Here is a 21839-nt window from a genome sequence, read left to right as displayed (position 1 = left end):
TGAGTTTGCCCCGCTGACGGGGCTGCGCTAAGTCGAGTCAGACAGAGCCCGGGAGCTGACGAAAGACCTATGCGCATTCTCGTAACCGGTGGCGCCGGCTTCGTCGGCTCAAGCCTTGCCCTTGCCTTCAAAAACGACAATCCGTCCGCCGAGATCATCGCCGCCGATAACCTGAAGCGGCGCGGAAGCGAGCTCAACCTGCCGCGCCTCAGGGAGGCAGGAATCCGTTTCGAGCATGCCGACATTCGCGAGCCGGACGACATCGCGGCACTGGGACCGATGGATCTGCTGCTGGAATGCTCGGCCGAACCCTCGGTTCAGGCCGGTTATTCCGGCAGCCCGGCCTACCTGCTCGACACGAACCTGCGCGGCACGCTGAATTGCCTGGAAGCCGCGCGGCACCACGATGCCATCATGGTCTTCCTTTCCACCAGCCGGATCTACCCGATCGATCCTCTGTGTGCATTGCCGCTGGAGACGGAGAACCACGCCCTATCGATCCCGTCCGGAGCGACCGGCCCGGGGTGGTCGGAGCATGGCATCGCAGAGGGTTTTCCTCTCGACGGTCACCGCTCGCTCTACGGCACGACGAAACTCGCCTCGGAGCAGTTCATCGAGGAATACCGTGCCGCCTTCGGCCTGAAAGCCATCATCAACCGTTGCGGTGTGCTCGCCGGTCCGTGGCAGATGGGAAAGGTGGATCAGGGCTTCATGTGTCTTTGGGCCGCGCGTCATCTTTACGGCGGCAAACTCAGCTACAACGGCTTCGGCGGTTTCGGGCATCAGGTCCGCGACGTGCTGCATGTCGCGGACCTCTACGATCTCCTGGTCCGTCAGCTCGCCGACATGGAGATCTCGGCCAAGGGCGTGTGGAATGTCGGCGGCGGCAAAGCGAACGCCACTTCGCTTCGCCAGTTGAGTGCGGCTTGTGCTGCCCGCGCTCGCCGGGAACTCGATATCGTATCTCATCCGGACACAAACCCGGCGGACATCCCTTGGTTCGTAACCGATGCGCGGCGTGCCATGGCTGCTTTCGGCTGGGCGCCGAAACGTCCTCTCGACATACTGCTCGACGAGATCTTCGATTGGCTGGAGGCCAAGCGGGAAAGTCTCCAGCCGCTGCTGTCCTAGGGAGAGGTTTTGGCGGAATCGCAATCCATCAACCGGCTCGGAGCAACACAGCTTCGGCGCATCTTTGACCCGGAGCGCGTCGCCCGGCTGATCCAGATCGTCGGCCCGCATCTCGTTGGAGGGCGCCGCTGCGTGCTGCATATCATGCCGCTGGCCTGGCGCATCGGCCATATCGCCATGGAGCCGCACGCGCTATGGGAACTCTACGGAGAGTCCCATGATCGCATGGTCCTGCTCTTTCCCGACAGCCGCGTGGCCCCCCACAGCCTCGGCATGCGCGCCGTCATCGATCCCTATTTCCGGATCCAGGAGACTGACGAACCCGGGATCATGATCATGGGTCATGTGGATGCCGGAATCCTCGAGCAGCAGAACCTCACCTGGTTTCAGAGAGGGCCGAGCGGACTCCTGGACAATTACATCAAGCGTCTGATCGAAACCGGTGCACGGCCGCGCCACTTCGAAGTGCCACCCCAGGTGCGGGATGCCGCCCGCGACTTCTGTGCGAGCCGTGGAATGACGGATAGCGACCGATTGGTCGTGCTCAATGTCAGGGACCGGAATTTTCTCGCCGACCAGGAGATGCATTTCTACCGGACCGCCGATATCTCGACATATGTCCCGGCAATCCGGCATTTGCTCGACAAGGGCTACTGGGTAATGCGCCTCGGCGTCGACGGCTCGGTCCCCGGTCCGATCGACGATCCGCGCTATGTCGAGGTCTGGCGGGAGCCGGATTACACCACCCTGCTCGATCCGGGACTGATCGCACGGGCGTGCTTCGGGATCACCTGCTCATCGGGACCGGAAGCTGTGTTCCGCGTTCTTGGCATCCCGCAGATCATAGTCAACTGTATCCTGCAATGCGAGATGTGGACCAATCCCGGCGACCGGCTACTTTTCAAGTCCTACCGCACCGTCGAGGACGGCAAGCCGGCCCGGCTGACCGCCATGCTGGAAGGTGGTGTCGCACTTCATGCGGATGCCGAAGCGGTGAAACAGTGCGGTTTCGTCGTCGAGGACAACAGCGCCGCCGAGATCCTTGCAAGCGTGGAGGAAATGGACGCTTTGGTGGGGGTCGCCGAGACCGCGACGCCATCTTGCGATGCTGGACGCTTTCTGGAGATCGGCAGAGAGTACCAACTCTTCCTGGACGAGACGGGTCATCCGCGAGACGCTCGGAGCCTGACAGCCGCCCTCACACAGTTCGCCTATGCTCTCCCTTGGACGCGGCTCTCCGTCGCCAATCAGAGTGCCAACCCGGATTTTCTTGAATGACATTCCTGTCGCAGGTTGTGGCTCCGATGATCTTCGTGATCCTCTGGAGCTCTGCCTTTATCGCCGCCAAATTCGGCGTCGCTCATGTCGAGCCTTTCACCTTCCTGACCACCCGTTTCGGTTTCGTCACAGTGATCTTCGCCGCCATGGCGCTGGCGGCGAGAGCTCCCTGGCCCCGCTCCCCCCGGGCCTATTTCGACATCGCCGTGGTCGGGCTGTTCCTGCACGCCTTCTATCTCTCCAGCGTCTTCATCGCCATCCGGAGCGGGATGCCGTCCGGACTGGTCGCGCTGGTTTCGGGGCTACAGCCGGTGCTGACGGCGGTCGCCGCCGGGCTCTTCCTCGGCGAACCGCCGAGCGCGCGGCAATGGGCCGGATGCTTCGTCGGCTTCGCAGGCATGGTGCTCGTGCTCTCGGACCGGATCAGTGTCGAGGGCGTCACAATGCTCGGCATCGGCTTTTCCGTGCTGGCCCTCATTTCGATCAGCTTCGGCACGCTCTACCAGAAGCGGAACGCCGCCGAGATGAACCTGCTGACAGGAAATGCCGTCATGGCCGCCACCGGCTGCCTCGTCACGCTTGCCGGCGCCGCCCTTTTCGAGACTATGAAGCTGGTCTGGGAGCCAGCCTTTATCGGCGCCTTTCTCTGGCTTTCGCTCGCGGTTTCACTCGGCGCCTTCTCCCTGCTGATGATGCTGATCAAACACGGGCAGGCGACCAAGGTGGCGAGCCTGTTCTATCTCGTGCCGCCGACGGCGGCAGTGATGGCCTATATCGCGTTCGGGGAGGAGATCAGCATCCTTGCCGGCATCGGCATTCTGGTCACGGCAGGCGGCGTGGCAATGGTGGTGTTGCCGCAGGCGAAACGCGCCTGAACTCCCCCGGCGGTCAGGAAATCAGCCGTCCGGCGTCCTCGGTCTCGACCTGTTTCTGACCCTTTTCGACCCGGCGCGCCAGTTCGATATCGAGTTCCTCGGTCGACCAGGAATGCATGGCCGCGACGATCTTGACCCGGGCGCGCTCGATGCTCGCCTGCGTATCGAATCCGTCGTCCGGATAGAGTTCCTTGTGCGGGATGATCGGCAGGAAATTCATCACGTAGGCAACCGCCTTGTCGCGGTGTTCAACGTTGCCCGCGACCTTGCAGTCCTCCGCGTCCGCCTCCGTCCAGCGTTCGATCAGGCTTGCCCAGCCATCGAGCGCATAGGCCACATCCCGGCGCAGCTTGATCAGGTAGGAGACGTTCGCGTCCTGCTTGCCGAAGACGTTCGCGAAACTGCCCAAGAGGGAGTCCAGCGTCACGATGCGCTCGTCGACATACATGATGGTCTGGTCGATCACCTGCAGCAGGATCTCGGCGGTGGCACCGTACTCGTCCGGCTTCTGCGCCAGATAGGCGGCAACGGACTTGCGAAACTCCATCAGGTTTACATGCTCGAGAAACAGGTGCCCGTTGGTGCGGTCCTTTTGCGTGCCCTTCACCGTGCCGAACGGTGTGATCAGCCCGACCAGCGGCTCCAGCCATTCACGGACATTGTCGACGCTGACCCCGCTGCGCTGGGAGGCAAACAGAAATACCCGGTCGATCAGCATCTCGAGATCGAAATGAGCCTTTGATTCCTCCGCCGTCATCAATTCGACGAGGGTTTTGGTGTTGGCGCTCGCCATCACCGGGTCGCCGCGTTCAATCCCGCATTCCTTCATCAACTGCGCGATACAGGACATGCGGACAACCTCCTTGTCCTCGCTGTCCTGCTTCGCCTGGGCCTGGGCCCTGGCGCGAACCTCCGGATCGTCCGAATGGGCGGCGTTGATCTTGTTCACCAGTTCGCGGACCTGCAGCGGATCGATGCCGTTCTTGCCGACGATCCCCGGGATGCCGTCATGAAGCTCGCGGTCCCTGTCGTTGAGCGGGACAAAATTGGGCAGATCCTTCCACGGCACGACCATCAGCTCGCCGCGCCGTCCGCCGCCAAGGCTCGGGATCACGGCTTCGAGTATGCGGTCATTGCCGTGCTTGTAGATGCGCGCGCGAGTGTGGCGCAACGACTCGTTTGCCGTAAAAGGCACCGTCGTCCCACGCCGTTCAAAGGTCTGCGCGACACTGATATTATTCGCCATCAGGCGGCGTCCCAAGCATCTGTGTGAGCCGTGATTACGGCAAAAATTCTCTGATTTTGCAAGAATTTAGGGCTATGTCACCACGATTACGTTAACGATTGGTTACCGCACCCGCGAAAACGCAACCCCGGAATCCTGCCCCGAGGCATGGCGTCAGCGCACAAATTGCATTCGTGAACCGCAGCGTCGCACCATCCGGCTCGATGTACGTTCGCTGCTTTCTGCAGGCTAGGAATTGCAAAACGGCCGTTATCGGATCGTTAGCTGGATGCTCAAAACCGGCAAACCCGTTGCGATCCGAGAAAAGGGAAGCGGCCGACGCAGGATTATCGAACGGTAACATTCGCGGGAAAGTCCGATCGGTACCCCCGGGAGACTCGAACTCCCACTCCGTAGCCGGAAACAGATTTTGAGTCTGCCGCGTCTACCGGTTCCGCCACGGGGGGCCCTGCCTCGGCGTTTACCCCCGGCTCATGGCGATCATCGGCTGATCAGCGATCCCGCACTCTCGGCAGTGTAACGGACACTTCCAGGCCATGCGGCGGCGCGGGTGCAAAAGCAAGAATTCCACGGTGCGCCCGGATCACTTCGTCGGTAATGGCAAGGCCGAGACCGCTCCCGCCGGTATCGCGGTTACGCGAAGTCTCCAGCCGAACAAAGGGGCGGAGGGCCACCTCGACCTGATCCGCCGGGATTCCCGGGCCGTCGTCCGACACCATGACCCGGACTGCCTCCGCCGTAACGTCGAGCGCCACCTTGACCGATTTCGCATATTTGCAGCCGTTATCGATCAAATTCGCGAAAGCACGGCGGATGGCTACCGGCTGGCAGGCAATGAGAGCATGGTCCGGGCCGTCATAAGAGACAGCGCAGCCAGCATCGGATGCCGTGTCACAAATGCTGATCAGGAGGGCGGCGAGATCGACCGTTTCCGGAGTTTCCTTGCTGAGCTGATGACTGGCAAAAGTCAGTGTCGAGCTGACGATAGCCTCCATTTCAGCAATATCGGCCAGGACCGTGCGACGCTGTTCCGCATCCGGAAGGTACTCGGCAAAGAGCCGTAGCCGCGTCAGCGGCGTGCGCAGATCGTGGGAAATGGCGGCGACCAACTGAAGGCGTTCGTCGACGAAACGTTTCAGCTCATGCTGCATCTGATTGAAAGAGTCGGAGATCGCCTGCAGCTCTGGGCTTCCATAATTGCCGATCGGCGTCGGCTCACGATCCCGTCCGAGACGCTCCGCAGCGGCGGAAAGGTCGGTCAATGGCCGTACGATGCTGCGCGCGACCCAGACCGACAGGCTGCAAATCAGCAGAATGGCCGCGATTGGCACCAGGAGGTTACGAACGAGGCGGGCCGTTTCCAGCCCATCGCTCTTGGGCGAGATCGTAAGCCATCCCCCGGACGATAGGCGGACGGCAATCCGCAGATGCTCCACGACCATCTTGTCGGTATCGTCTTCTATCAGATCGGAGATCAGCATCGGGATGCTCTCGAGAATGATCACGATCGGAGTCAGAGCACGCTCGGGTCCTTCTGTATCGCCAGTCCGCACAAGCACGTCATCAACCTGCAGACCCAGGCGCCCGGCCAGTTCCTCCCGGAGGATTCCGAATGCATGCTGCTCCCAATGATTGGTTATCGGTTGCTCGACCGTCTCTTCGAATTCAAGCCATTGGGCGCCCGGCAAGGCCTCCAACTCCCCGGCCCGCTCCCCAGAGCCTGCTTGCTCGGCGCGCTGCACCGTTTCGACCACCGTGTCGACCAGCCAATTCTGCTCAAAAAACAGGATGTCCGGCATGCCGACCAGCATTCCGAGAAGCTTGTCCGTCACGGTTGTCGCGACGAACGTCACGACGATGACAATTCCGATCCGCGGGGCGAGGCGCAGGCGGGACCAAACCGGTATGCGCATGAGCGAACTGCTTCCATGACTGGCCACCGCTCACCCTCCTGCCTTGGGCAAGTCGGTGACTGTAGCCGTGAAAAAATATCCCTCGTTCCTGACCGTCTTGATGAGAACGGGGGCCTGTGGATTGGCTTCGATCTTGCGGCGAAGACGGCTGATCTGGACGTCTATGCTGCGATCGTAAGCCTGGCTCGACCGGCCATGAGCGAGATCGAGCAACTGGTCGCGGTTCAGAACGCGCTGCGGATGCTCAAGGAAAACCGTCAACAAGTCGAACTCGCCGCTTGTGAGATCCGTCAAAGCACCGTCGGGCGAGATCAGCGTCCGGCGGTTGGCGTCCAGCACCCAGCCCTCGAACGTGTATGTGGCACTCCCACGGCCTTTCGGAACCGTGCTGTTCGCCATCATCCGCCGTGTAACGGCACGGATACGAGCCAGCAGCTCGCGCGGATTGAAAGGTTTCACCACGTAATCGTCGGCACCGATCTCCAGCCCGATGATACGATCGGTCTCGGCATTCATCGCGGTCAGCAGGATAATCGGCACCGGGCTTTCCGCCCGCATCCGGCGGCACAGCGAAAGGCCGTCTTCGCCGGGCATCATGATGTCGAGAACGATGACGTCTATCCGCGCATCGGCGCTTACCTGAAACATCTCCACTCCGTTGCTCGCCTGGCTGACACGAAGACCGTGATCCACCAGAAACCGCGCCAGCATCGTGCGGATCCGTTGATCGTCATCGACGACAAGGACATGCGTCCCGCCGCCATTCAGGCTGCCGCTCTGGTCCATTGGGTCTCTCCGACTGAATGGGATGGTAGCTCTTTCGCTCGCGGCCGGCACGGCACAGCAACATTCTGAAACATATTGATACGCTACCGACACGCATCACGCCGTCGCTCTCGGTAGTTTGCCTTCGCAACGCATACAGCGAACGGATTTTAGATATGAGATGCCAAATTGCCAAAGTGATCGGCGCCCGGATGACAGCCCAGATCCTGATGATCAGCGCGTTGGCGATCCTGGGCAGTTCCTGCAGTGTATTGGCAGAAGAACCTGCGTCCGACTGGGATATCCAGATCGGCGCCGGCGCCATGGTCAAACCTGACTATGAAGGCAGCGACGACTATGAAGCCAGCCCGCTGCCCTTGGTAAATATCAGCTACAAGGATCTTGTCTTTCTGGACGGTCCGTCGCTTGGGGCCAACCTTTTCGTCTGGAACGGCACCCGGCCGGGCGATCAGCTCAAGATCGGTCCGCTTGTGCGCTATCAGATGGGACGAGACGACGACGACAATGATGCGCTGAACGGGCTCGGCAGTGTTGACGGTTCCGCCGAGATCGGCGGCTTCATAAGCTATGACAACGGGCCGTTCTCCGCCGGACTCAAAGCATTTCAGGATGTCGGAGACGGGCATGAGGGCATGACCGTCGAGCTTGAAGGCGGATACAGGCATCGTTTTGACGAAACCTGGTCCGTGCAGGCCGGAATCGCAACAACCTGGGCTGACGAGGACTATACGCAGTCCTTTTTCGGCATCGATGCCGGCCAGTCGCTCCGCAGCGGCTACCGGGAATACAGCCCTGACGCCGGGTTCAAGGATGTCAGCCTGTCAATCGGTGTCAATTACGCTTTGACCGAGAACTGGAATGTCACCGGAATGGTCGGATACAGCCGGCTCCTCGGCGACGTTGCGGACAGTCCGATCGTGGACGGACAGGGTTCCGCCGACGCCTTCATGACCGGGATATTCGTCGGCTACCGCTTCTAGTCCGGCTGGACGACAACATGCAAAAAATCGAAACCAAATCCGCCGCGCCGGAGTGCCCGCCGGGGCACGACCGGGCGCCCGTCGCCGATAGCGACGTCACGGCAGAGATGATCTGGGCCGGCCTCGAGGAATGGTCCTGCTTCGACGAAGCCCGCGATGAACTGCAGGAGTTTCTCGCCCGCATGTACCGGGCGATGAACGCAGTTCACCGCAAAACCGGCGCCCGTCGCATCCCGCCGATCGCTCACGCCGATGGGGCGGACACATCGGGGTGAAATGCCCCGTTCCTGATGAAATGCTGCTCCCGGGGAGACTTGAACTCCCACTCCGTTGTCGGGAACGGATTTTGAGTCTTCCGCGGCCTTGACGTCGCGCGACATTTCAAGGCGTTTCAGCGGTGCACCGTTACCGAGCCACCGACTCATAAAAAGCTCCGTCCTTGACAAAATATGCAATCTTTGCATGTATTTTTTTTGCGCCTATAGGATGCCTACGACGGCATAGCTTCGCACCGCCTCGCGCCGCATCGCGTAGCTCAGAAGAAAGGCCGCAAGAAATGACATACCCATATCAATGGTTGCAGCCTAGTGTCGGGTTACCAGCCAACTACCTTCAGTTCGGCTGGAACGCCCGTCCGCGAATGGGCACCATTAATTGGAACGATTCAATCTATCTCGCATATCAGTTTGGTTACGAATGGTCGAATAAAGGTAATCCCTATCCACCAGGCGGCGGCCCTAAAGGAAGTTTCATCTATAAAGGCAGCGTCGCGTACGACGACAGCAACGGCATCTTCTGCAGTGAATCGTTCAATCAAACAAGCCAGGGATTCCTTGAATTCAATTTTGATTACAGCGCCCCTGTCCAAACGTTCCTCTTCTCATTCTGTGCCTTTAATTCCGACGTACTTTTCCTCTGCGAAACCGTTATCGACCCTGGCACCTGCGAATTTGTCAGCCTCTCATTTTTTACGGAACAGCCGACATCGGACGGGAGCCTCAATTTCGCTCTCCCGACACCGGCAATCGATCAGACGGAATTTAAAGCACCAACCGGAGCGATTCGTGACGTCAAACTTGCCTCGGCAGGCCGCATTGCCTTTCTGATCATCGCAACGGATACAGCGCTTTCGATCTCTACTTTTGACGGCATCCGACTATCGGCGCCGACGCTCATTCCGCTTTCATTCTTCTCTTCAATTTCGAGCATCGATGCAGAAAGCATGTTGCTGCCGGCCTCCGGGCACGGCGGAGGCCAGGTCATGGTGGCGGTCATGGGAGCATCGGCCGGGACCCGCCAAGTTGCAGTCAAATTGTACGGCCTTGACCTCCTCAACGACGCTCCGGAGCTCTCGGAATACCAAGCGAATATTACCGTCCCGAACCATACGCAGTATGCGGAACCGGCGCTCCGCCTCGGATCGGGTTGCCTGGCCCCGGATGCTTCTATGCCGCAGTCCACGACGCCCGGATATACCCTGATGCTGATTCTGGAAGAAGAGGAGCCTCCAAAGTCAAATCTAGCTTACGGATATGGGAGAGTATTTGTCGGTTGCGGGACCCTCGATGGGACGGGAGATCCTTCCGACATAACCTCGTTTGAATTGATCGAACAGACATGGCCGACTGTCGTGCCGGCAAACCTCGGTGCCTGCAGCGTAACAGTTAGGAAACCGAACAGCTCGCCTGAGGTCGCATATTCGTTCCTCCAACTTTTTTGCTGCATTTACAGGAACCAACCCGAAGACAAGACAGCCCCATTCGTGACGTCAATCACTTTTCAGAAATATCAGTTGAAGCAGATTGGGTCGCCGGAAACAGCTCCGACAACGGCGAGCTCCGGCGATCCGGACGAATGGGACGCAGCGGTTTCAGCCTGGATTCTGCAAGGCATTATCCTCGGCCCCCCACCCTACCCCACGAATTTCGACTACGGTTCCAGCACCTCGGTGTTCGGCTTGCAGACTCAGGATTCCGGCGGCCAGACATTGTCCTACAAAACCACGGCCGGAGTGAGCGTCAGCGCCGGACCAGGTATCGGCCAGGTCTTTTCAGTCGACGCGACCTACTCGAATTCCGTCAGCACCGGCAGTGAAGTTAATTACAACGTCAGTAAGCTTTCTTCCGAGTCTCTGAGTGCGGAAATAAATCAACTCGCCTCTGACGGAAACACCGTCGGATGGTATATTTTTCTCGAACCCACCTACACGCGGTACGACTACCAGCTGTACACATTCGATGGAAACAAACAGATCAGCTACAATGGCCAGGATCCAATAACACTCATTTCCATCTTTCTCGATAGTCCGCTCGACGATCCAATCAGCAGCACTTGTGCGTTTTATATAACGGACCCGTCAACAGCCCCCACCAATCCGAGCATCGCCGCAGGACCTCCCGCTCTCTATGTTTTTTCCGATCCGACCGAAATCGCGACCTGGCCACAAAGCTCGAATTGCGGAAGCAGCCCTGAGCTGAACTGGTACAGCGCCTTCGCCGGAGCGAGGACCACGGAGTGCAACCTTGTTCCGGCCGATCTGGGCAATCAGTCAAGCTCGAATATTATTGGTGGACTTACCGGATTAATCGATAACCCGCCAAGTTCCGCTTCCACATTGTTCAGCTATTCCAAGACCGGCACGAAATCGACCACGAATACGGTCTCAGTCGGCGGTAAGGTCAGTATCGGCGTGTTCCACTCAAGCGAGAAAAGCACTTTTGAGATCGAGCATTCGATCACTCAGACGCAGGATCTGGGCTGGCAATGGAGCGCTCAACTCGGCAATTTCACGCAAATTCACGAAGGGTCCGAAGTTCCTGACGGGCAAACCGCGTTTGCTCAGGTGAACGAGAACGTATTGCTTTTTGGCTTCGGAAACCAGACCCCGACACTGCAGATCTTGCCGGCAGTCCTTAGCAAACAGAAACCCTGGGTCGTCGGTTATGAAGTGACCCAGACGACCGCAACAGATTCTTGAGCCTTACGCACGAGAGAAGCGCTTATCCAGAAGCGGCGTTCCCGCCCACGAACGTCGCCCCCTCCGGGGGAGCCAGTATTCCGATTTGCTCTGATGGGATATTTGGTGCCCCCGGGGAGACTTGAACTCCCACTCCGTTGCCGGAAACAGATTTTGAGTCTGCCGCGTCTACCGATTCCGCCACAGGGGCCCCGCCTCGGCGAGGAGCGCGCATCATAGCCAAACAGCTTGCCCGGTCAATCGCCAAGCGGCGGCCTTGCGCGCTGCCGCCGGCGGCTGATAAAGCGGAGCGGTGACGCGCCCGATCAGGCTTCAGGACAGGCAGGACGACATGCTGCAAGCGACCTACGACCGGCTGATGCGGGCCGCCGCCCACCGGCACGCCAATTACTGGCTGGCGCTGATTTCCTTCATCGAAAGCTCGGTCTTCCCGATCCCGCCGGACACCATGCTGATCCCGATGGTGCTGGCGGACCGAAGGAACGCCTGGCGCGCCGCCGGAATCTGTACCGCCGCTTCTGTGATCGGCGGATTGGCCGGCTACGCCATCGGCGCGCTGCTCTACGAAACCGTCGGCCTGCCGCTGCTGGAGTTCTACGGCTATGCGGAAAAGTTCGCCGCCTTCACCGCGCAGTACAACGAATGGGGCGCCTGGATCGTCTTTGGCGCGGGGATCACGCCGTTCCCTTACAAGGTGATCACAATCGCCAGCGGAGTCACCCATCTCGATCTCGCGATCTTTGTCATCGCCTCCGTCCTGGCGCGCGGCATCCGCTTCTATCTCGTCGCGGCGCTCTGCTGGCGCTTCGGGCCGGCGGTGCAGAAGACGATCGAGAAGAACCTGGGTCTCTGGACCACCGCGGCCTTCCTGCTGCTGATCGGCGGTTTCGCACTGGTGAAGTTTCTCGGATAGGCGGGATCAGGCCGCTTCGGCGCGTTCTTCCGTGCCGGTGATCCAGCCGCCGCCAAGCACTCGCGTCGAGTCGCCCGGCGCGTAGAACACCGCTGCCTGGCCGCGCGCGATCCCGTGCTGCGGGGTATCGAGCACCACCCGCCCCGATCCGTCCGGATTGCTGTAGAGCGTGGCTCCCGCCGGCCTGGAGGCCGAACGCAGCTTGACCTCGATGGACACGCCCTCGTCACCGGGCAATGCGTCGCCGAGCCAGTTCAGCTCGCCGACGAAGACCGTGTCCCGTCCCAGCGCAGCGCGCGGGCCGACGATGACTTTCCGTGCCGAGGGGTCGAGCCGCACGACATAGAGCGCCTCGGTATCCGCATTGCCGTCCTCGTCCCGGCGCCCGCCGATGCCGAGGCCTTTGCGCTGGCCGACCGTGTAATGAATGATCCCGTCATGCCGTCCGAGCACGGTGCCGTCGACATGCACGATCTCGCCCGGCTCCGCCGCGCCGGGACGCAGCTTCTCGACCAGTTCGGCATAGCGGCCGTTCGGCACGAAGCAGATGTCCTGGCTGTCCGGCTTGTCGGCGATGGCGAGACCGAAGCGCCGCGCATGCTCGCGGGTCTCCTCCTTCTCCATCCCGCCGAGTGGGAAACGGAGAAAATCGAGCTGCGCGCGCGTGGTAGCGAAGAGGAAGTAGCTCTGATCCTTCTGCGGATCGATCGCCCGGTGCAGTTCCGCGCCTTCCGGCCCCTCTTCCCGGCGCACGTAATGGCCGGTGCAGAGCACGTCCGCCTGCAGATCCTTCGCGGTCGCCAGAAGATCGCGGAACTTGACCGTCTGATTGCAGCGCACGCAGGGGATCGGCGTCTCGCCGCGCAGATAGCTGTCGGCGAAGTCGTCGATCACTTCCTGCCGGAACCGGCTCTCGTAATCGAGCACGTAATGCGGAAAGCCGAGCTTGTCAGCCACGTTGCGGGCATCGTGGATGTCGAGCCCGGCGCAGCAGGCGCCCTTCTTGGCGAGCGCCGCACCATGGTCGTAGAGCTGCAGGGTAATGCCGACCACGTCATAGCCCTGCTCGGCCATCAGCGCCGCGGTCACGGAACTGTCGACACCGCCGGACATGGCGACGACGACCCGTGTGTCCTTCGGGGCCTTGGCAATACCGAGCGAGTTGAGCTTCGTGGCGGTCATGATGGGCGCAATATAGGAAAAGCCACGCCGGAGACAAGAAATCTCGATGCATGGCTCCCCGTCACATATCTAGGGACCACCATACATTCGCTGCCGCGGCCAGGTGATCTCCTTCTCCTCGACCTTCAGGGCAATAACATCCAGAAGGACCGGACCGGCAGGCAGATCGTCCAGCACGTCGAACGTCATCCGGTCGTGCTCGGTCGCATTCCAGTCATCGTCAAAACTGACCTGCACTATCTTCAGGGTCAGGAACCCGTTTCGCTCATAGTAATCGAGGAAGAAGGTCGGGGAGAACGAATAGAATCCGTGATTGATATAGCTCCCGGGCACCAGATGGAAGATTCCGCCGCCGACCTTGAGAGCGCTGGAGGAATTCTTCATGCATTGCGCCACGTTGAAGCAATGCTCTGTCGTCCCGGGATCGATCACCAGATCAAATTGACCGACAAGTGACTCCGGAAGCGGCTCGTTGAGGTCGACCACCATATCGGTCGTGGGGAACTGCTGGATATCGATCGCCAGAAAATCTGATCCAAACTCTGCGAACAGATCCTTGGCATCGGGGACATATCCCTGCAGATGATGTTGCTTGTGGGCCCGCGCGATATGCTCCGCGTTTTCCCGGAGCGATACCCGGGACGTCGCTTCCTCGCCGATCAGGGCAACCAGTTGCGGACGGCTGATCAGAAGGTCCGGATATCCGAGGCTAAGCGTTCTGAAAGTTCCGCCTTGAGACCGCTTTTTCAGATTCTCGATAAGCCACGCGATCTGGCCGATTTCCCATACATTCAAGCCCACGGATCGACAGCCCCCTCCGAATCAGTCTTGTCAGGGAAAACAAGCGTAGCACAGGCGACGCAGGCCGGAGAATACATACCCACAATCGCGAACCGTCAACCCGTCCGATTCATGGCGCCCGTTCCAATATGGGGCGGCTTTCTTCATCCGCTCAGATGCGGTTGATGTTGGACAGGAAGGCCTGAACCTTTTCGAACAGCATCCGGGCGCGCTCGTCCAACTTCTCCGAAGCCGCAGCCATCCGGTCCGCGACCTGAAGCGTTTCGGACGACGATTTTCCGAGGCTCGCTGCGACATTGTTGACCTCGTGGGCACTGTCCGTCGCTTGCCGCGTGTTCATCGCGACCTGTCTCGTGTGATCGTGCTGCTCGCTCATCGTGTCGGAGACTTCGCGGCTGTTCTGCTCCATCCGGTCGATGGTGTCGCTGAGTTCCCGGATGATGCCGACGATATTCCGCGTGTTGTCCTGATTTTCGAGAATGTGGTTCTCGATCTCGCCGGTCGCACTGGAGGTTTGATTTGCCAGGTTCTTGACCTCGTTCGCGACCACCGCGAAGCCTTTGCCCGCCTCGCCGGCGCGTGCCGCCTCGATGGTCGCATTCAGCGCCAGGAGGTTCGTCTGCTCCGCGATATCGCGGATCAGACCGACCACCTCGCCGATCTTCTGGGAATTGTGCTCGAGAGTCGCGATGGCCTCGTCGGCGCTACGCGCCTTCTCGACCGCCTGGGCGGCGATCCGGCTTGAGGTCTGCACGCTCTCGACGACCCGCTGGATCGAACGGGAGAGTTCATCCGCCGCCTGACTGACCATTTCGACGCTCTGGGTCGCCGTACCGGCGGAGGCCTCGAGCTGCCCGGACTGGCTCTGATTGGTTCCCGCCACTTGGTCGAGACTCTTCGCCGTCTCTTTCAGGTCGGCGACAGAAGACGTCAGATCGTCCATGAAGGCCTTGATCACCGCCTCGAACTCGTCGGTCAGTCTGGATACCTGCTGATATTTCTCGAGCTCCGCTTGCTGCAGGCGCTCCTTTTCGGCGCGGGCTTCGCTCTCGCGGATGATGTTCTGCTTGAAGACGAGCATGGCACGCGCCAGCTCGCCGATTTCATCCTTCCGGTCAGTATGTTCGACCTCGACATCTGTACCGCCGCCCGCCAGCACCGACGTCGTCGAGGTCAGGGAGGTCAGGGGATTTGTTATCCGGAAGAAATAGACCCAGACCGTTACCGCGACACCGAAGACCATCAGCGGCGGCACCCCCCAGAAGGCGAGCGCAATGACCTCTCGGAGGTCGGAAATCTGCTGTCCGAGGAGAGCCGATGCTTCCGAATCGGTTTTCAGGCTCGCCCATGTGTCCTGGAGAGACCCGATTTCGGCATGCAAAGCAACCACTGCCGCGACGAGAACCACTCCGAATGCCACCAAGCCGCAGATCACCAGCCAGGCGATATGCTTGATCCGGATTTCCACCATAAAACCCGCCTTAAGCTATTGATCTAAATTATATTTTTGAGCATACAGCCTACTCTTTACGGTAGAGCGACGCCATTACATTCAGAAAGCGCGTGTATTTTCCATACAACGAAAATGGTTAACCCGCTACCGCATCAAGCCCCATTTGCCAGAAATCGCGTTCGAGAACGGTGGCGGCCTCAAAGGTCTTCGCCAGTTCGGCAAAGCGGGCCTCACCGCCTCGCCGCGCGGCGAGATCCTCGATATGCGCCGCCGCGCCGCGGGCGAGGTCGAGATACTCCTCATCCGAATACATCTCGATCCAGGCAAGATAGGGATTGCCTTCCCGCCTCGTCAACGGGTCGTTGGCAAGCCGCTGCCCGATCACGCCGTAGCCGACGACGCAGGGCGCAAGCGCCGCATGCAGATCGAGCACGTCGCCCGCCATGCCGCGCTCCAGCACGTAGCGGGTATAGGCCATGCACGCGGGATCTTCGGGAAGCGCCGCCATCTCCACCTCGGAGAGCCCCCAGCCGGCGCAGTATTTGACGTGCAACTCCATCTCGACGTCGAGAATGCCGCTGATCACGGCGGAGGCCGCGCGCATGTCCTCGAGCCGCTCGGACTTGTAGACGGCGAGCCCATAAGCGCGGGCGAAATGGATCAGAAAGAGATAGTCTTGGCCGAGATAGTGCCGGAAGGCCGCTTCCGGCAGCGTGCCGTCCGCCATGCCGGCGACGAAGCGGTGTCCGGTATAGGCCGACCAGGCCTCGGGGGCGGAACGGATCAGGCGATCGAGATAACTTCCCTCCTGAATGAGCGCAGCGCTCATGCCGAGCCGTCCGGCGGCAGGGTGACGACGAGCCCGTCGAGTTCCTCGGTAATGCGGATCTGGCAGCCGAGACGGGAGGTGTCGGAGAGATTGAAAGCGAGATCGAGCATGTCTTCCTCGTCGTCGCTCGGCGCCGGCAGCTTGTCGAACCACTCCGCTGCGACATGAACGTGACAGGTGGCGCAGGCGAGGCATCCCTCGCAGGCCCCTTCGATATCCACATCGTTCTCGCGTGCGATCTGCAGCAGCGTGTATCCGAGCGGGGCATCGACTTCCTGCCGGGTGCCGTCGCGGCCGATGAATGTCATGCGGGGCAAGTTTCTCTCCGTTGCTTTCTCGATCTCAGACGGATCGTTCTGTGTCGGCTGACGCGCGGTTGTACAAATCGCACCATGCGTCGACAAGCCTGTCGACATCTTCGTCAATGCTTTCCCAGCCAAGGGAAACGCGGATTGCCGTTTCGGCATCGGCGGAACCCGGGTCCATGGCGTCGAGCACGTGACTGCGGCGGACCTTTCCGGAAGAGCAGGCGGAGCCCGAACTGACCGCGATGCCGGCAAGATCGAGCGCAATCACCTGGGTTTCGCCGCGCACGCCCGAGAGCGAGACGCAGCTCGTGTTCGGCAACCGCGGCGCCGCGGCGGAAAAGATCCGCGCGCCCGGACCCGCGGCCCGGACCGCGGCCTCGAACCGGTCACGCAGGGCGGCGACGCGATCCCAATCGGCAAGCGTTTCACGGGCGGCTCCGGCTGCCGCGCCGAACCCGACGATTCCGATCTTGTTCTCGGTTCCCGAGCGGCGCCCCTTTTCCTGTCCGCCGCCGGTCTGCACCGCCGCAAGATCCAGTCCTTCGCGGACGTAGAGCGCTCCCACTCCCGCGGGCCCGCCAATCTTGTGCGCGGAAAGCGACAGCAGATCGAGGCCGGCGGCGGTGACGTCGAGCGGAAGCTTCCCGGCCGCCTGCACGGCGTCGCTGTGCAGCAGCGCGCCGAACGTGCGCGTGAGGGCGGCGATCTCCTCTATCGGCTGCAGGGCTCCGGTTTCGTTATTGGCCCACTGCACCGAGACGAGTGTCTCACCTCCATCCGCCTCGAGCGCGGAGCGGAGGGCATCGAGATCAAGGATGCCGTTCGCGTCGACGGGAAGCCGGACCGCGTCCGGCACCGCCGCGAGGACCGCTTCATGCTCGACGGCGCTGGTCACGACCCGTCGGCGGCCCGCGCCTTTGAGTGCCAGCGCAGAGGCCTCTGTTCCGCCGCTCGTAAAGACGATGGTTTGCGGCGCAGCGCCGATCAGAGCGGCGACCTGCGCGCGAGCCTTCTCGATCGCGGCCCGCGCGGTCCGCCCCGGCCCATGCACCGAAGACGGATTGCCGACCGAGCGCATCGCTCCCGACATTGCCTCGACGGCAACGTCCCGAAGCGGCGCGGTCGCATTGTAATCGGCATAGACTGTCGCGGGCATGGAGATCCGGATCCCGGTGAAACGCACAGCCGAGATAGGCAGACGAGGCAATCCCGTCAAGAATCTCCGGAGTTAATTGGGTATTCGCCCCGACACAATATCGTCGACCGTGACCTGATCGAGATATCCGAGGACCTGACGCCCGACCTCCTCCCAAAGCGGTTTCGTCGGATCGTCGGCGCATCCCCTCGTCGCGAACATTCCGTCGTCGTCGCTGTTTCCCCGCACCGGCTGCTCGATCGCAGTCATCACCTCGGAGATCTTGATCTGGTCCGGTTCTATTGCAAGCAGATAGCCGCCCCCCGGCCCTCTGACACTGCGCACGAACCGCGCCTTGCGGAGCTGTGCAAACATCTGTTCGAGATAGGAGACTGAAATTTTCTGTCGCGATGCGATCTCGGCCAACGAGACCGGACGGCCATCGTCGTGTCGCGCAAGATCACATACCGCCATAACGGCATATCGCCCCTTAGTACTGAATTTCACCTTATATGACCCCCGTGCCGAACACGTTACCCATCGCCATGCCCCCAACAACGGCGATCTCTTCAGCAGAACGGGGTCCCATCCGTTCAGTACCCTTGGACGGTCGAACAAAGAACCGTCCGTAGCGTTGCGCCATGCTTCCGTTTCAAAGCAGCAATGCTACACTTGAATTCGGCAGCCTGACTGAGCTAAAGCCAGACTCCGACTGTCAGAATGAGATTACAGCCATCGCGCAATGAAAGTAAACCGGGATAGCGGCGGTTAATTTCCGGGTCGCGGAAAGAAGACTATTGCGACTCTTAGCCCCTTCCCGGAACTGGAAAACCGGCCTGCCGGTGTTGAGGAACGGATCGAATGCCTGAAGTAATCATGAATGGTCCCGAGGGACGTCTCGAAGGACGTTACGTCCACAGCAAGAAAGAGAACGCGCCCATCGCCCTGCTGCTGCATCCGCATCCGCAGCATGGCGGAACCATGAACAACAAGGTCGTCTATTCCCTGTTCCAGAACTTCGTGAATCGCGGTTTCTCGACCCTGCGCTTCAACTTCCGGGGCGTCGGACGAAGCCAGGGCGTGTTCGACCGCGGCGAGGGCGAGCTCAGCGATGCCGCGTCCGCGCTGGACTGGCTGCAGACCTACAATCCGAACGCGCCCTATTGCTGGATCGGTGGCTTCTCCTTCGGCGCCTGGATCGGCATGCAGTTGCTGATGCGCCGGCCGGAGATCACCGGCTTTATCTCCATCGCCCCGCCGGCCAACATGTTCGACTTCAGCTTCCTCGCCCCCTGCCCCTCGTCGGGGCTGATGCTGCACGGCGATTCCGACGATGTCGTCCCGCCGGACTCGGTGAAGAAGCTGGTCGACAAGCTCTCCACGCAGAAGGGCATCACCATCGACCATGTCCTGGTGAAAAACGCCGACCACTATTTCGGCAAGCATCTCGACGACGTGAACAAGATCGTTACCGACTATCTCAACAAGTCGCTGCCCGAGGCCGAACAGCTGGTCGACGCGAAGTAAGGGGGCCGGTTCAGTCCGGCCGGTGCAACGTGCCGCCGCTCAGCGGCACGGGCACTCCCGTTGTGCCCGGAAAGGTCAGCGGACGGCCGAGCAGGCTGCGGATCGCCAGATAGGCGAAAGCCTCGGCCTCGACGGCGTCTCCGTTCCAGCCAAGGCTGTCCGACGAGACGATCGGGGCGTCTAGCCAACCGGCCAACTCCCGCATCAGGGTCGCGTTCCGGCGGCCGCCACCGCAGGCGATCCATTGTCCGGGCGGATGCGGAAACCATTGCTGCGCTGCCGCCACCGCGGCTGCGGAGAATGCGGTCAGCAAGGCGGCGCCGTCCGCATCGGAGAGGTTTTCGACGGCCTTTGCCGCGCGCGCTGCGAAATGATCGCGATCAAGCGACTTTGGCGGACGTCTTTTGAAATAGGGATCGTCGAGGAGCGCGGACAACCGCTCCTCATCGACCTTGCCCGTCGCCGCGAGCGCCCCACCCAGGTCGCATTGCGCGCCGAGACGCCGACGCATGAAATCATCGACCGGCGCGTTCGCGGGGCCCGTATCGAAGGCCAGCATCGCTTCCGGACCGGCGTTCTCGCTGCCGTCTATCCAGGTGACGTTGCCGACGCCGCCGAGGTTCAGGACGGCGACCGTCGCCCCGAGCGAGCGGGTGAGCGCGCGGTGATAGACCGGCACCAGCGGCGCCCCCTCCCCGCCGGCCGCAACGTCCGTCAGCCGGAGACCGAACACGACCGGCCGCCCCGTGACCCTTGCCAGAAGATCCGGCGCCCCGATCTGCAGCGTCCGGCGGAGATGCGGCTCGTGCAGGATGGTCTGGCCGTGAAAGCCGATCACGTCAACTTCGCTGGCGGGACAGCCTTCGAGATCCAAAAGCCCGGCAACCGCTTCCGCATGCCGCTCGGTCAGCTCCCGTGCGAGTTCCGGGTGCGCCTCGGAGGTGCCGAGAATTGCCTTCAGACGGCAGCGGAACTCGTCCGTATAGGGCAGGCTGAAAAAGCCGCAGCGTCGCACGGAGCCTTCGCCGTCGCTCTCGATCAGCGCCGCGTCGACCCCGTCCATCGAGGTTCCGCTCATCAGTCCGATTGCCTTGAAAGTCTTCTGCCCGTCCACTCGATAGCCTCATCGTCCGAAAAGCCGCCCACGTGCGCATCCTGAACGGCGGTTCCGGTTGAGACGCCGCAGGCCATGTGCTAAGTCCACGCGCCTTGGATTCTGACACATCTTCACCGGGAACACGACCATGAGCCAGTTCAAGTCGGGCTTCATGCAGACCATGACCGAGCGCGGTTTCGTGCATCAGTGCACCGACGCCGAAGCGCTGGACGAGCTGCTGACCAATCAGGTCGTGACCGCCTATATCGGCTTCGATTGCACGGCGGACAGCCTGCATGTCGGCAGCCTCATCCAGATCATGATGCTGCGCCACCTGCAGAAAACCGGGCACCGCCCGATCGTCCTGATGGGTGGCGGCACCAGCAAGATCGGCGACCCGTCCTTCAAGGACGAGGCGCGCAAGCTCTTGTCCGACGACGATATCGAGCACAACAAAAACGGCATCAAGAAGGTCTTCCAGAAGTTCCTGACCTTCGGGGACGAGGCAAGCGATGCCGTCATGTGCGACAACGCGGAATGGCTGGACGGGCTCGAATACATCCCGTTCCTGCGCAAGATCGGACAGCATTTCTCGGTCAACCGGATGCTCAGCTTCGACAGCGTCAAGCTGCGCCTCGACCGCGAGCAGTCGCTGAGCTTCCTCGAGTTCAACTACATGATCCTGCAGGGCTACGACTTCCTTGAGCTGCGCCGGCGCTACGGCTGCCAGCTGCAGATGGGCGGCTCGGACCAGTGGGGCAATATCGTCAATGGCGTGGAGCTGACCCGCCGGGTTGATCAGCAGACCGTCTTCGGGCTGACCACGCCGCTGCTCACCACCGCCTCCGGGCAGAAGATGGGCAAGACGGAGAAAGGCGCCATCTGGCTCAACAAGGAGCGGCTCTCGCCCTACGACTACTGGCAGTTCTGGCGCAATACCGAGGATGCCGACGTCGGCAAGTTCCTGCGTCTCTTCACCGAGATGCCGCTGGACGAGATTGCCCGGCTGGAAAAGCTGGAAGGCGCTGAGCTGAACGAGGCGAAGAAGGTCCTCGCCAACGAGGCGACGACGCTGCTGCATGGCAAGGACGAAGCGGAGGCTGCGGCCGAGACCGCGCGCAAGACCTTCGAACAGGGCGCGCTCGGTGAAGGTCTGCCGCGCGTCCCGGTCGAAGCCTCCCGGCTCGCCGAGGGCCTCTGGATCGTCGACGCCCTGCGTCTCGCCGGTTTCGCCGCATCCAGCGGCGAGGCGCGCCGGCTCATCAAGGGTGGCGGTGCCCGCGTGAATGACGTTCAGGTGACAGACGAGAACCTGAAGCTCGGCGACGGCGACATCGCCGACGGTGTGATCAAGCTCTCCTCGGGCAAGAAGAAGCACGTCCTGCTGGAAGTCTGACCGGATCTTCCCG

20 protein-coding genes and 2 tRNA genes are annotated in these 21839 nt (G+C 61.2%); 9 read left to right on the top strand and 13 right to left on the bottom strand.

The window, feature by feature from the left end:
* Positions 1-69 precede the first annotated feature (69 nt).
* The 3 genes from IG122_RS00410 to IG122_RS00400 are packed head-to-tail and all read left to right on the top strand — an operon-like array spanning position 70 to position 3284.
* Positions 70-1131 carry an NAD-dependent epimerase/dehydratase family protein gene (locus IG122_RS00410; protein ID WP_193179398.1) on the top strand — a complete coding sequence of 354 codons (1062 nt, stop codon included), beginning with the start codon at positions 70-72 and terminating at the stop codon, positions 1129-1131.
* 9 nt (positions 1132-1140) lie between these two features.
* Positions 1141-2409, top strand: coding sequence for a TIGR04372 family glycosyltransferase (locus IG122_RS00405; RefSeq protein ID WP_193179397.1), 1269 nt, complete (start codon positions 1141-1143; stop codon positions 2407-2409).
* Complete coding sequence (locus IG122_RS00400) at positions 2406-3284, top strand: DMT family transporter (RefSeq protein WP_193179396.1); 879 nt, start codon at positions 2406-2408, stop codon at positions 3282-3284. Before IG122_RS00405 ends, IG122_RS00400 begins: the two co-directional genes overlap by 4 nt.
* A gap of 13 nt (positions 3285-3297) precedes the next feature.
* Here IG122_RS00400 and IG122_RS00395 read toward each other — a convergent pair whose 3' ends face one another.
* From IG122_RS00395 to IG122_RS00380, 4 genes are all read right to left on the bottom strand, one after another.
* Positions 3298-4530 (bottom strand): hypothetical protein, encoded by a 1233-nt coding sequence (locus tag IG122_RS00395; RefSeq protein WP_193179394.1) that lies wholly within the window; start codon positions 4528-4530, stop codon positions 3298-3300.
* 363 nt (positions 4531-4893) lie between these two features.
* Positions 4894-4977: transfer RNA gene (locus IG122_RS00390), tRNA-Leu, on the bottom strand.
* 44 nt (positions 4978-5021) lie between these two features.
* The gene (locus IG122_RS00385) at positions 5022-6443 is read right to left on the bottom strand and encodes an ATP-binding protein (RefSeq protein ID WP_193179392.1); all 1422 of its coding nucleotides are present in this window, start codon (positions 6441-6443) and stop codon (positions 5022-5024) included.
* A gap of 30 nt (positions 6444-6473) precedes the next feature.
* Entirely contained in the window at positions 6474-7229 is a 756-nt protein-coding gene (locus IG122_RS00380) for a response regulator (protein WP_226893235.1), read from the bottom strand.
* A 191-nt stretch (positions 7230-7420) separates the two neighbouring features.
* On the opposite strand from IG122_RS00380, the gene IG122_RS00375 reads away from it, so the two are divergent.
* From IG122_RS00375 to IG122_RS00365, 3 genes are all read left to right on the top strand, one after another.
* A complete protein-coding gene (locus tag IG122_RS00375) occupies positions 7421-8209 on the top strand; it encodes a MipA/OmpV family protein (RefSeq protein WP_193179390.1) in 789 nt (262 codons plus the stop codon).
* A 17-nt stretch (positions 8210-8226) separates the two neighbouring features.
* A complete protein-coding gene (locus IG122_RS00370; protein ID WP_193179389.1) occupies positions 8227-8484 on the top strand; it encodes a hypothetical protein in 258 nt (85 codons plus the stop codon).
* A 365-nt stretch (positions 8485-8849) separates the two neighbouring features.
* The gene (locus IG122_RS00365) at positions 8850-11186 is read left to right on the top strand and encodes a hypothetical protein (protein ID WP_193179388.1); all 2337 of its coding nucleotides are present in this window, start codon (positions 8850-8852) and stop codon (positions 11184-11186) included.
* Between the two features lie 103 nt (positions 11187-11289).
* Here IG122_RS00365 and IG122_RS00360 read toward each other — a convergent pair.
* A tRNA-Leu gene (locus IG122_RS00360) sits at positions 11290-11376 on the bottom strand.
* 102 nt (positions 11377-11478) lie between these two features.
* Between IG122_RS00360 and IG122_RS00355 the strand changes: the two genes are divergently transcribed.
* A complete protein-coding gene (locus IG122_RS00355) occupies positions 11479-12099 on the top strand; it encodes a YqaA family protein (RefSeq protein WP_319024786.1) in 621 nt (206 codons plus the stop codon).
* 6 nt (positions 12100-12105) lie between these two features.
* Here the strand turns inward: IG122_RS00355 and mnmA are convergent, their stop codons facing one another.
* The 7 genes from mnmA to IG122_RS00320 all read right to left on the bottom strand — a co-directional run bounded on the left by mnmA (position 12106) and on the right by IG122_RS00320 (position 18314).
* Positions 12106-13281, bottom strand: coding sequence for a tRNA 2-thiouridine(34) synthase MnmA (gene mnmA, locus IG122_RS00350; protein ID WP_193179387.1), 1176 nt, complete (start codon positions 13279-13281; stop codon positions 12106-12108).
* A 69-nt stretch (positions 13282-13350) separates the two neighbouring features.
* Positions 13351-14082 carry a methyltransferase domain-containing protein gene (locus IG122_RS00345; RefSeq protein WP_193179386.1) on the bottom strand — a complete coding sequence of 244 codons (732 nt, stop codon included), beginning with the start codon at positions 14080-14082 and terminating at the stop codon, positions 13351-13353.
* Between the two features lie 151 nt (positions 14083-14233).
* On the bottom strand, positions 14234-15553 hold the full coding sequence (locus IG122_RS00340) for a methyl-accepting chemotaxis protein (RefSeq protein WP_193179385.1): 1320 nt from the start codon (positions 15551-15553) through the stop codon (positions 14234-14236).
* Positions 15554-15671: 118 nt separating this feature from the next.
* Positions 15672-16364: a thiaminase II gene (gene tenA / locus IG122_RS00335; protein WP_193179384.1), complete on the bottom strand. Its 693-nt coding sequence runs from the start codon at positions 16362-16364 to the stop codon at positions 15672-15674.
* Positions 16361-16681: a ferredoxin family 2Fe-2S iron-sulfur cluster binding protein gene (locus tag IG122_RS00330; RefSeq protein ID WP_193179383.1), complete on the bottom strand. Its 321-nt coding sequence runs from the start codon at positions 16679-16681 to the stop codon at positions 16361-16363. Before IG122_RS00330 ends, tenA begins: the two co-directional genes overlap by 4 nt.
* A gap of 25 nt (positions 16682-16706) precedes the next feature.
* Positions 16707-17828 carry a cysteine desulfurase family protein gene (locus IG122_RS00325; protein WP_193179382.1) on the bottom strand — a complete coding sequence of 374 codons (1122 nt, stop codon included), beginning with the start codon at positions 17826-17828 and terminating at the stop codon, positions 16707-16709.
* 72 nt (positions 17829-17900) lie between these two features.
* On the bottom strand, positions 17901-18314 hold the full coding sequence (locus tag IG122_RS00320; RefSeq protein WP_193179380.1) for an RrF2 family transcriptional regulator: 414 nt from the start codon (positions 18312-18314) through the stop codon (positions 17901-17903).
* A 354-nt stretch (positions 18315-18668) separates the two neighbouring features.
* Between IG122_RS00320 and IG122_RS00315 the strand changes: the two genes are divergently transcribed.
* Positions 18669-19334, top strand: a complete 666-nt coding sequence (locus IG122_RS00315; RefSeq protein WP_193179379.1) for an alpha/beta hydrolase — start codon at positions 18669-18671, stop codon at positions 19332-19334.
* Between the two features lie 10 nt (positions 19335-19344).
* On the opposite strand, the gene IG122_RS00310 is transcribed toward IG122_RS00315, so the two are convergent.
* Positions 19345-20448: an anhydro-N-acetylmuramic acid kinase gene (locus tag IG122_RS00310; RefSeq protein ID WP_319024785.1), complete on the bottom strand. Its 1104-nt coding sequence runs from the start codon at positions 20446-20448 to the stop codon at positions 19345-19347.
* A gap of 130 nt (positions 20449-20578) precedes the next feature.
* Between IG122_RS00310 and tyrS the strand changes: the two genes are divergently transcribed.
* Positions 20579-21826: a tyrosine--tRNA ligase gene (gene tyrS, locus IG122_RS00305; RefSeq protein WP_193179378.1), complete on the top strand. Its 1248-nt coding sequence runs from the start codon at positions 20579-20581 to the stop codon at positions 21824-21826.
* The last annotated feature ends 13 nt before the right edge of the window (positions 21827-21839 follow it).

The sequence above is a fragment of the Nisaea sediminum genome (assembly GCF_014904705.1).
GTDB classification, from domain to species: domain Bacteria; phylum Pseudomonadota; class Alphaproteobacteria; order Thalassobaculales; family Thalassobaculaceae; genus Nisaea; species Nisaea sediminum.
The sequence above is the reverse complement of the archived record's forward strand: the minus strand, read 5'-3'. Positions and strand labels throughout refer to the sequence as shown.

Coding starts and splice junctions, on each gene's coding strand:
- mnmA (WP_193179387.1), bottom strand. CDS start 13,281: ATGACCGCCACGAAGCTCAACTCGCTCGGTATTGCCAAGGCCCCGAAG.
- IG122_RS00315 (WP_193179379.1), top strand. CDS start 18,669: ATGCCTGAAGTAATCATGAATGGTCCCGAGGGACGTCTCGAAGGACGT.
- IG122_RS00385 (WP_193179392.1), bottom strand. CDS start 6,443: ATGCGCATACCGGTTTGGTCCCGCCTGCGCCTCGCCCCGCGGATCGGA.
- IG122_RS00325 (WP_193179382.1), bottom strand. CDS start 17,828: ATGCCCGCGACAGTCTATGCCGATTACAATGCGACCGCGCCGCTTCGG.
- IG122_RS00375 (WP_193179390.1), top strand. CDS start 7,421: ATGACAGCCCAGATCCTGATGATCAGCGCGTTGGCGATCCTGGGCAGT.
- tyrS (WP_193179378.1), top strand. CDS start 20,579: ATGAGCCAGTTCAAGTCGGGCTTCATGCAGACCATGACCGAGCGCGGT.
- IG122_RS00400 (WP_193179396.1), top strand. CDS start 2,406: ATGACATTCCTGTCGCAGGTTGTGGCTCCGATGATCTTCGTGATCCTC.
- IG122_RS00395 (WP_193179394.1), bottom strand. CDS start 4,530: ATGGCGAATAATATCAGTGTCGCGCAGACCTTTGAACGGCGTGGGACG.
- IG122_RS00410 (WP_193179398.1), top strand. CDS start 70: ATGCGCATTCTCGTAACCGGTGGCGCCGGCTTCGTCGGCTCAAGCCTT.
- tenA (WP_193179384.1), bottom strand. CDS start 16,364: ATGAGCGCTGCGCTCATTCAGGAGGGAAGTTATCTCGATCGCCTGATC.
- IG122_RS00365 (WP_193179388.1), top strand. CDS start 8,850: ATGGGCACCATTAATTGGAACGATTCAATCTATCTCGCATATCAGTTT.
- IG122_RS00380 (WP_226893235.1), bottom strand. CDS start 7,229: ATGGACCAGAGCGGCAGCCTGAATGGCGGCGGGACGCATGTCCTTGTC.
- IG122_RS00340 (WP_193179385.1), bottom strand. CDS start 15,553: ATGGTGGAAATCCGGATCAAGCATATCGCCTGGCTGGTGATCTGCGGC.
- IG122_RS00370 (WP_193179389.1), top strand. CDS start 8,227: ATGCAAAAAATCGAAACCAAATCCGCCGCGCCGGAGTGCCCGCCGGGG.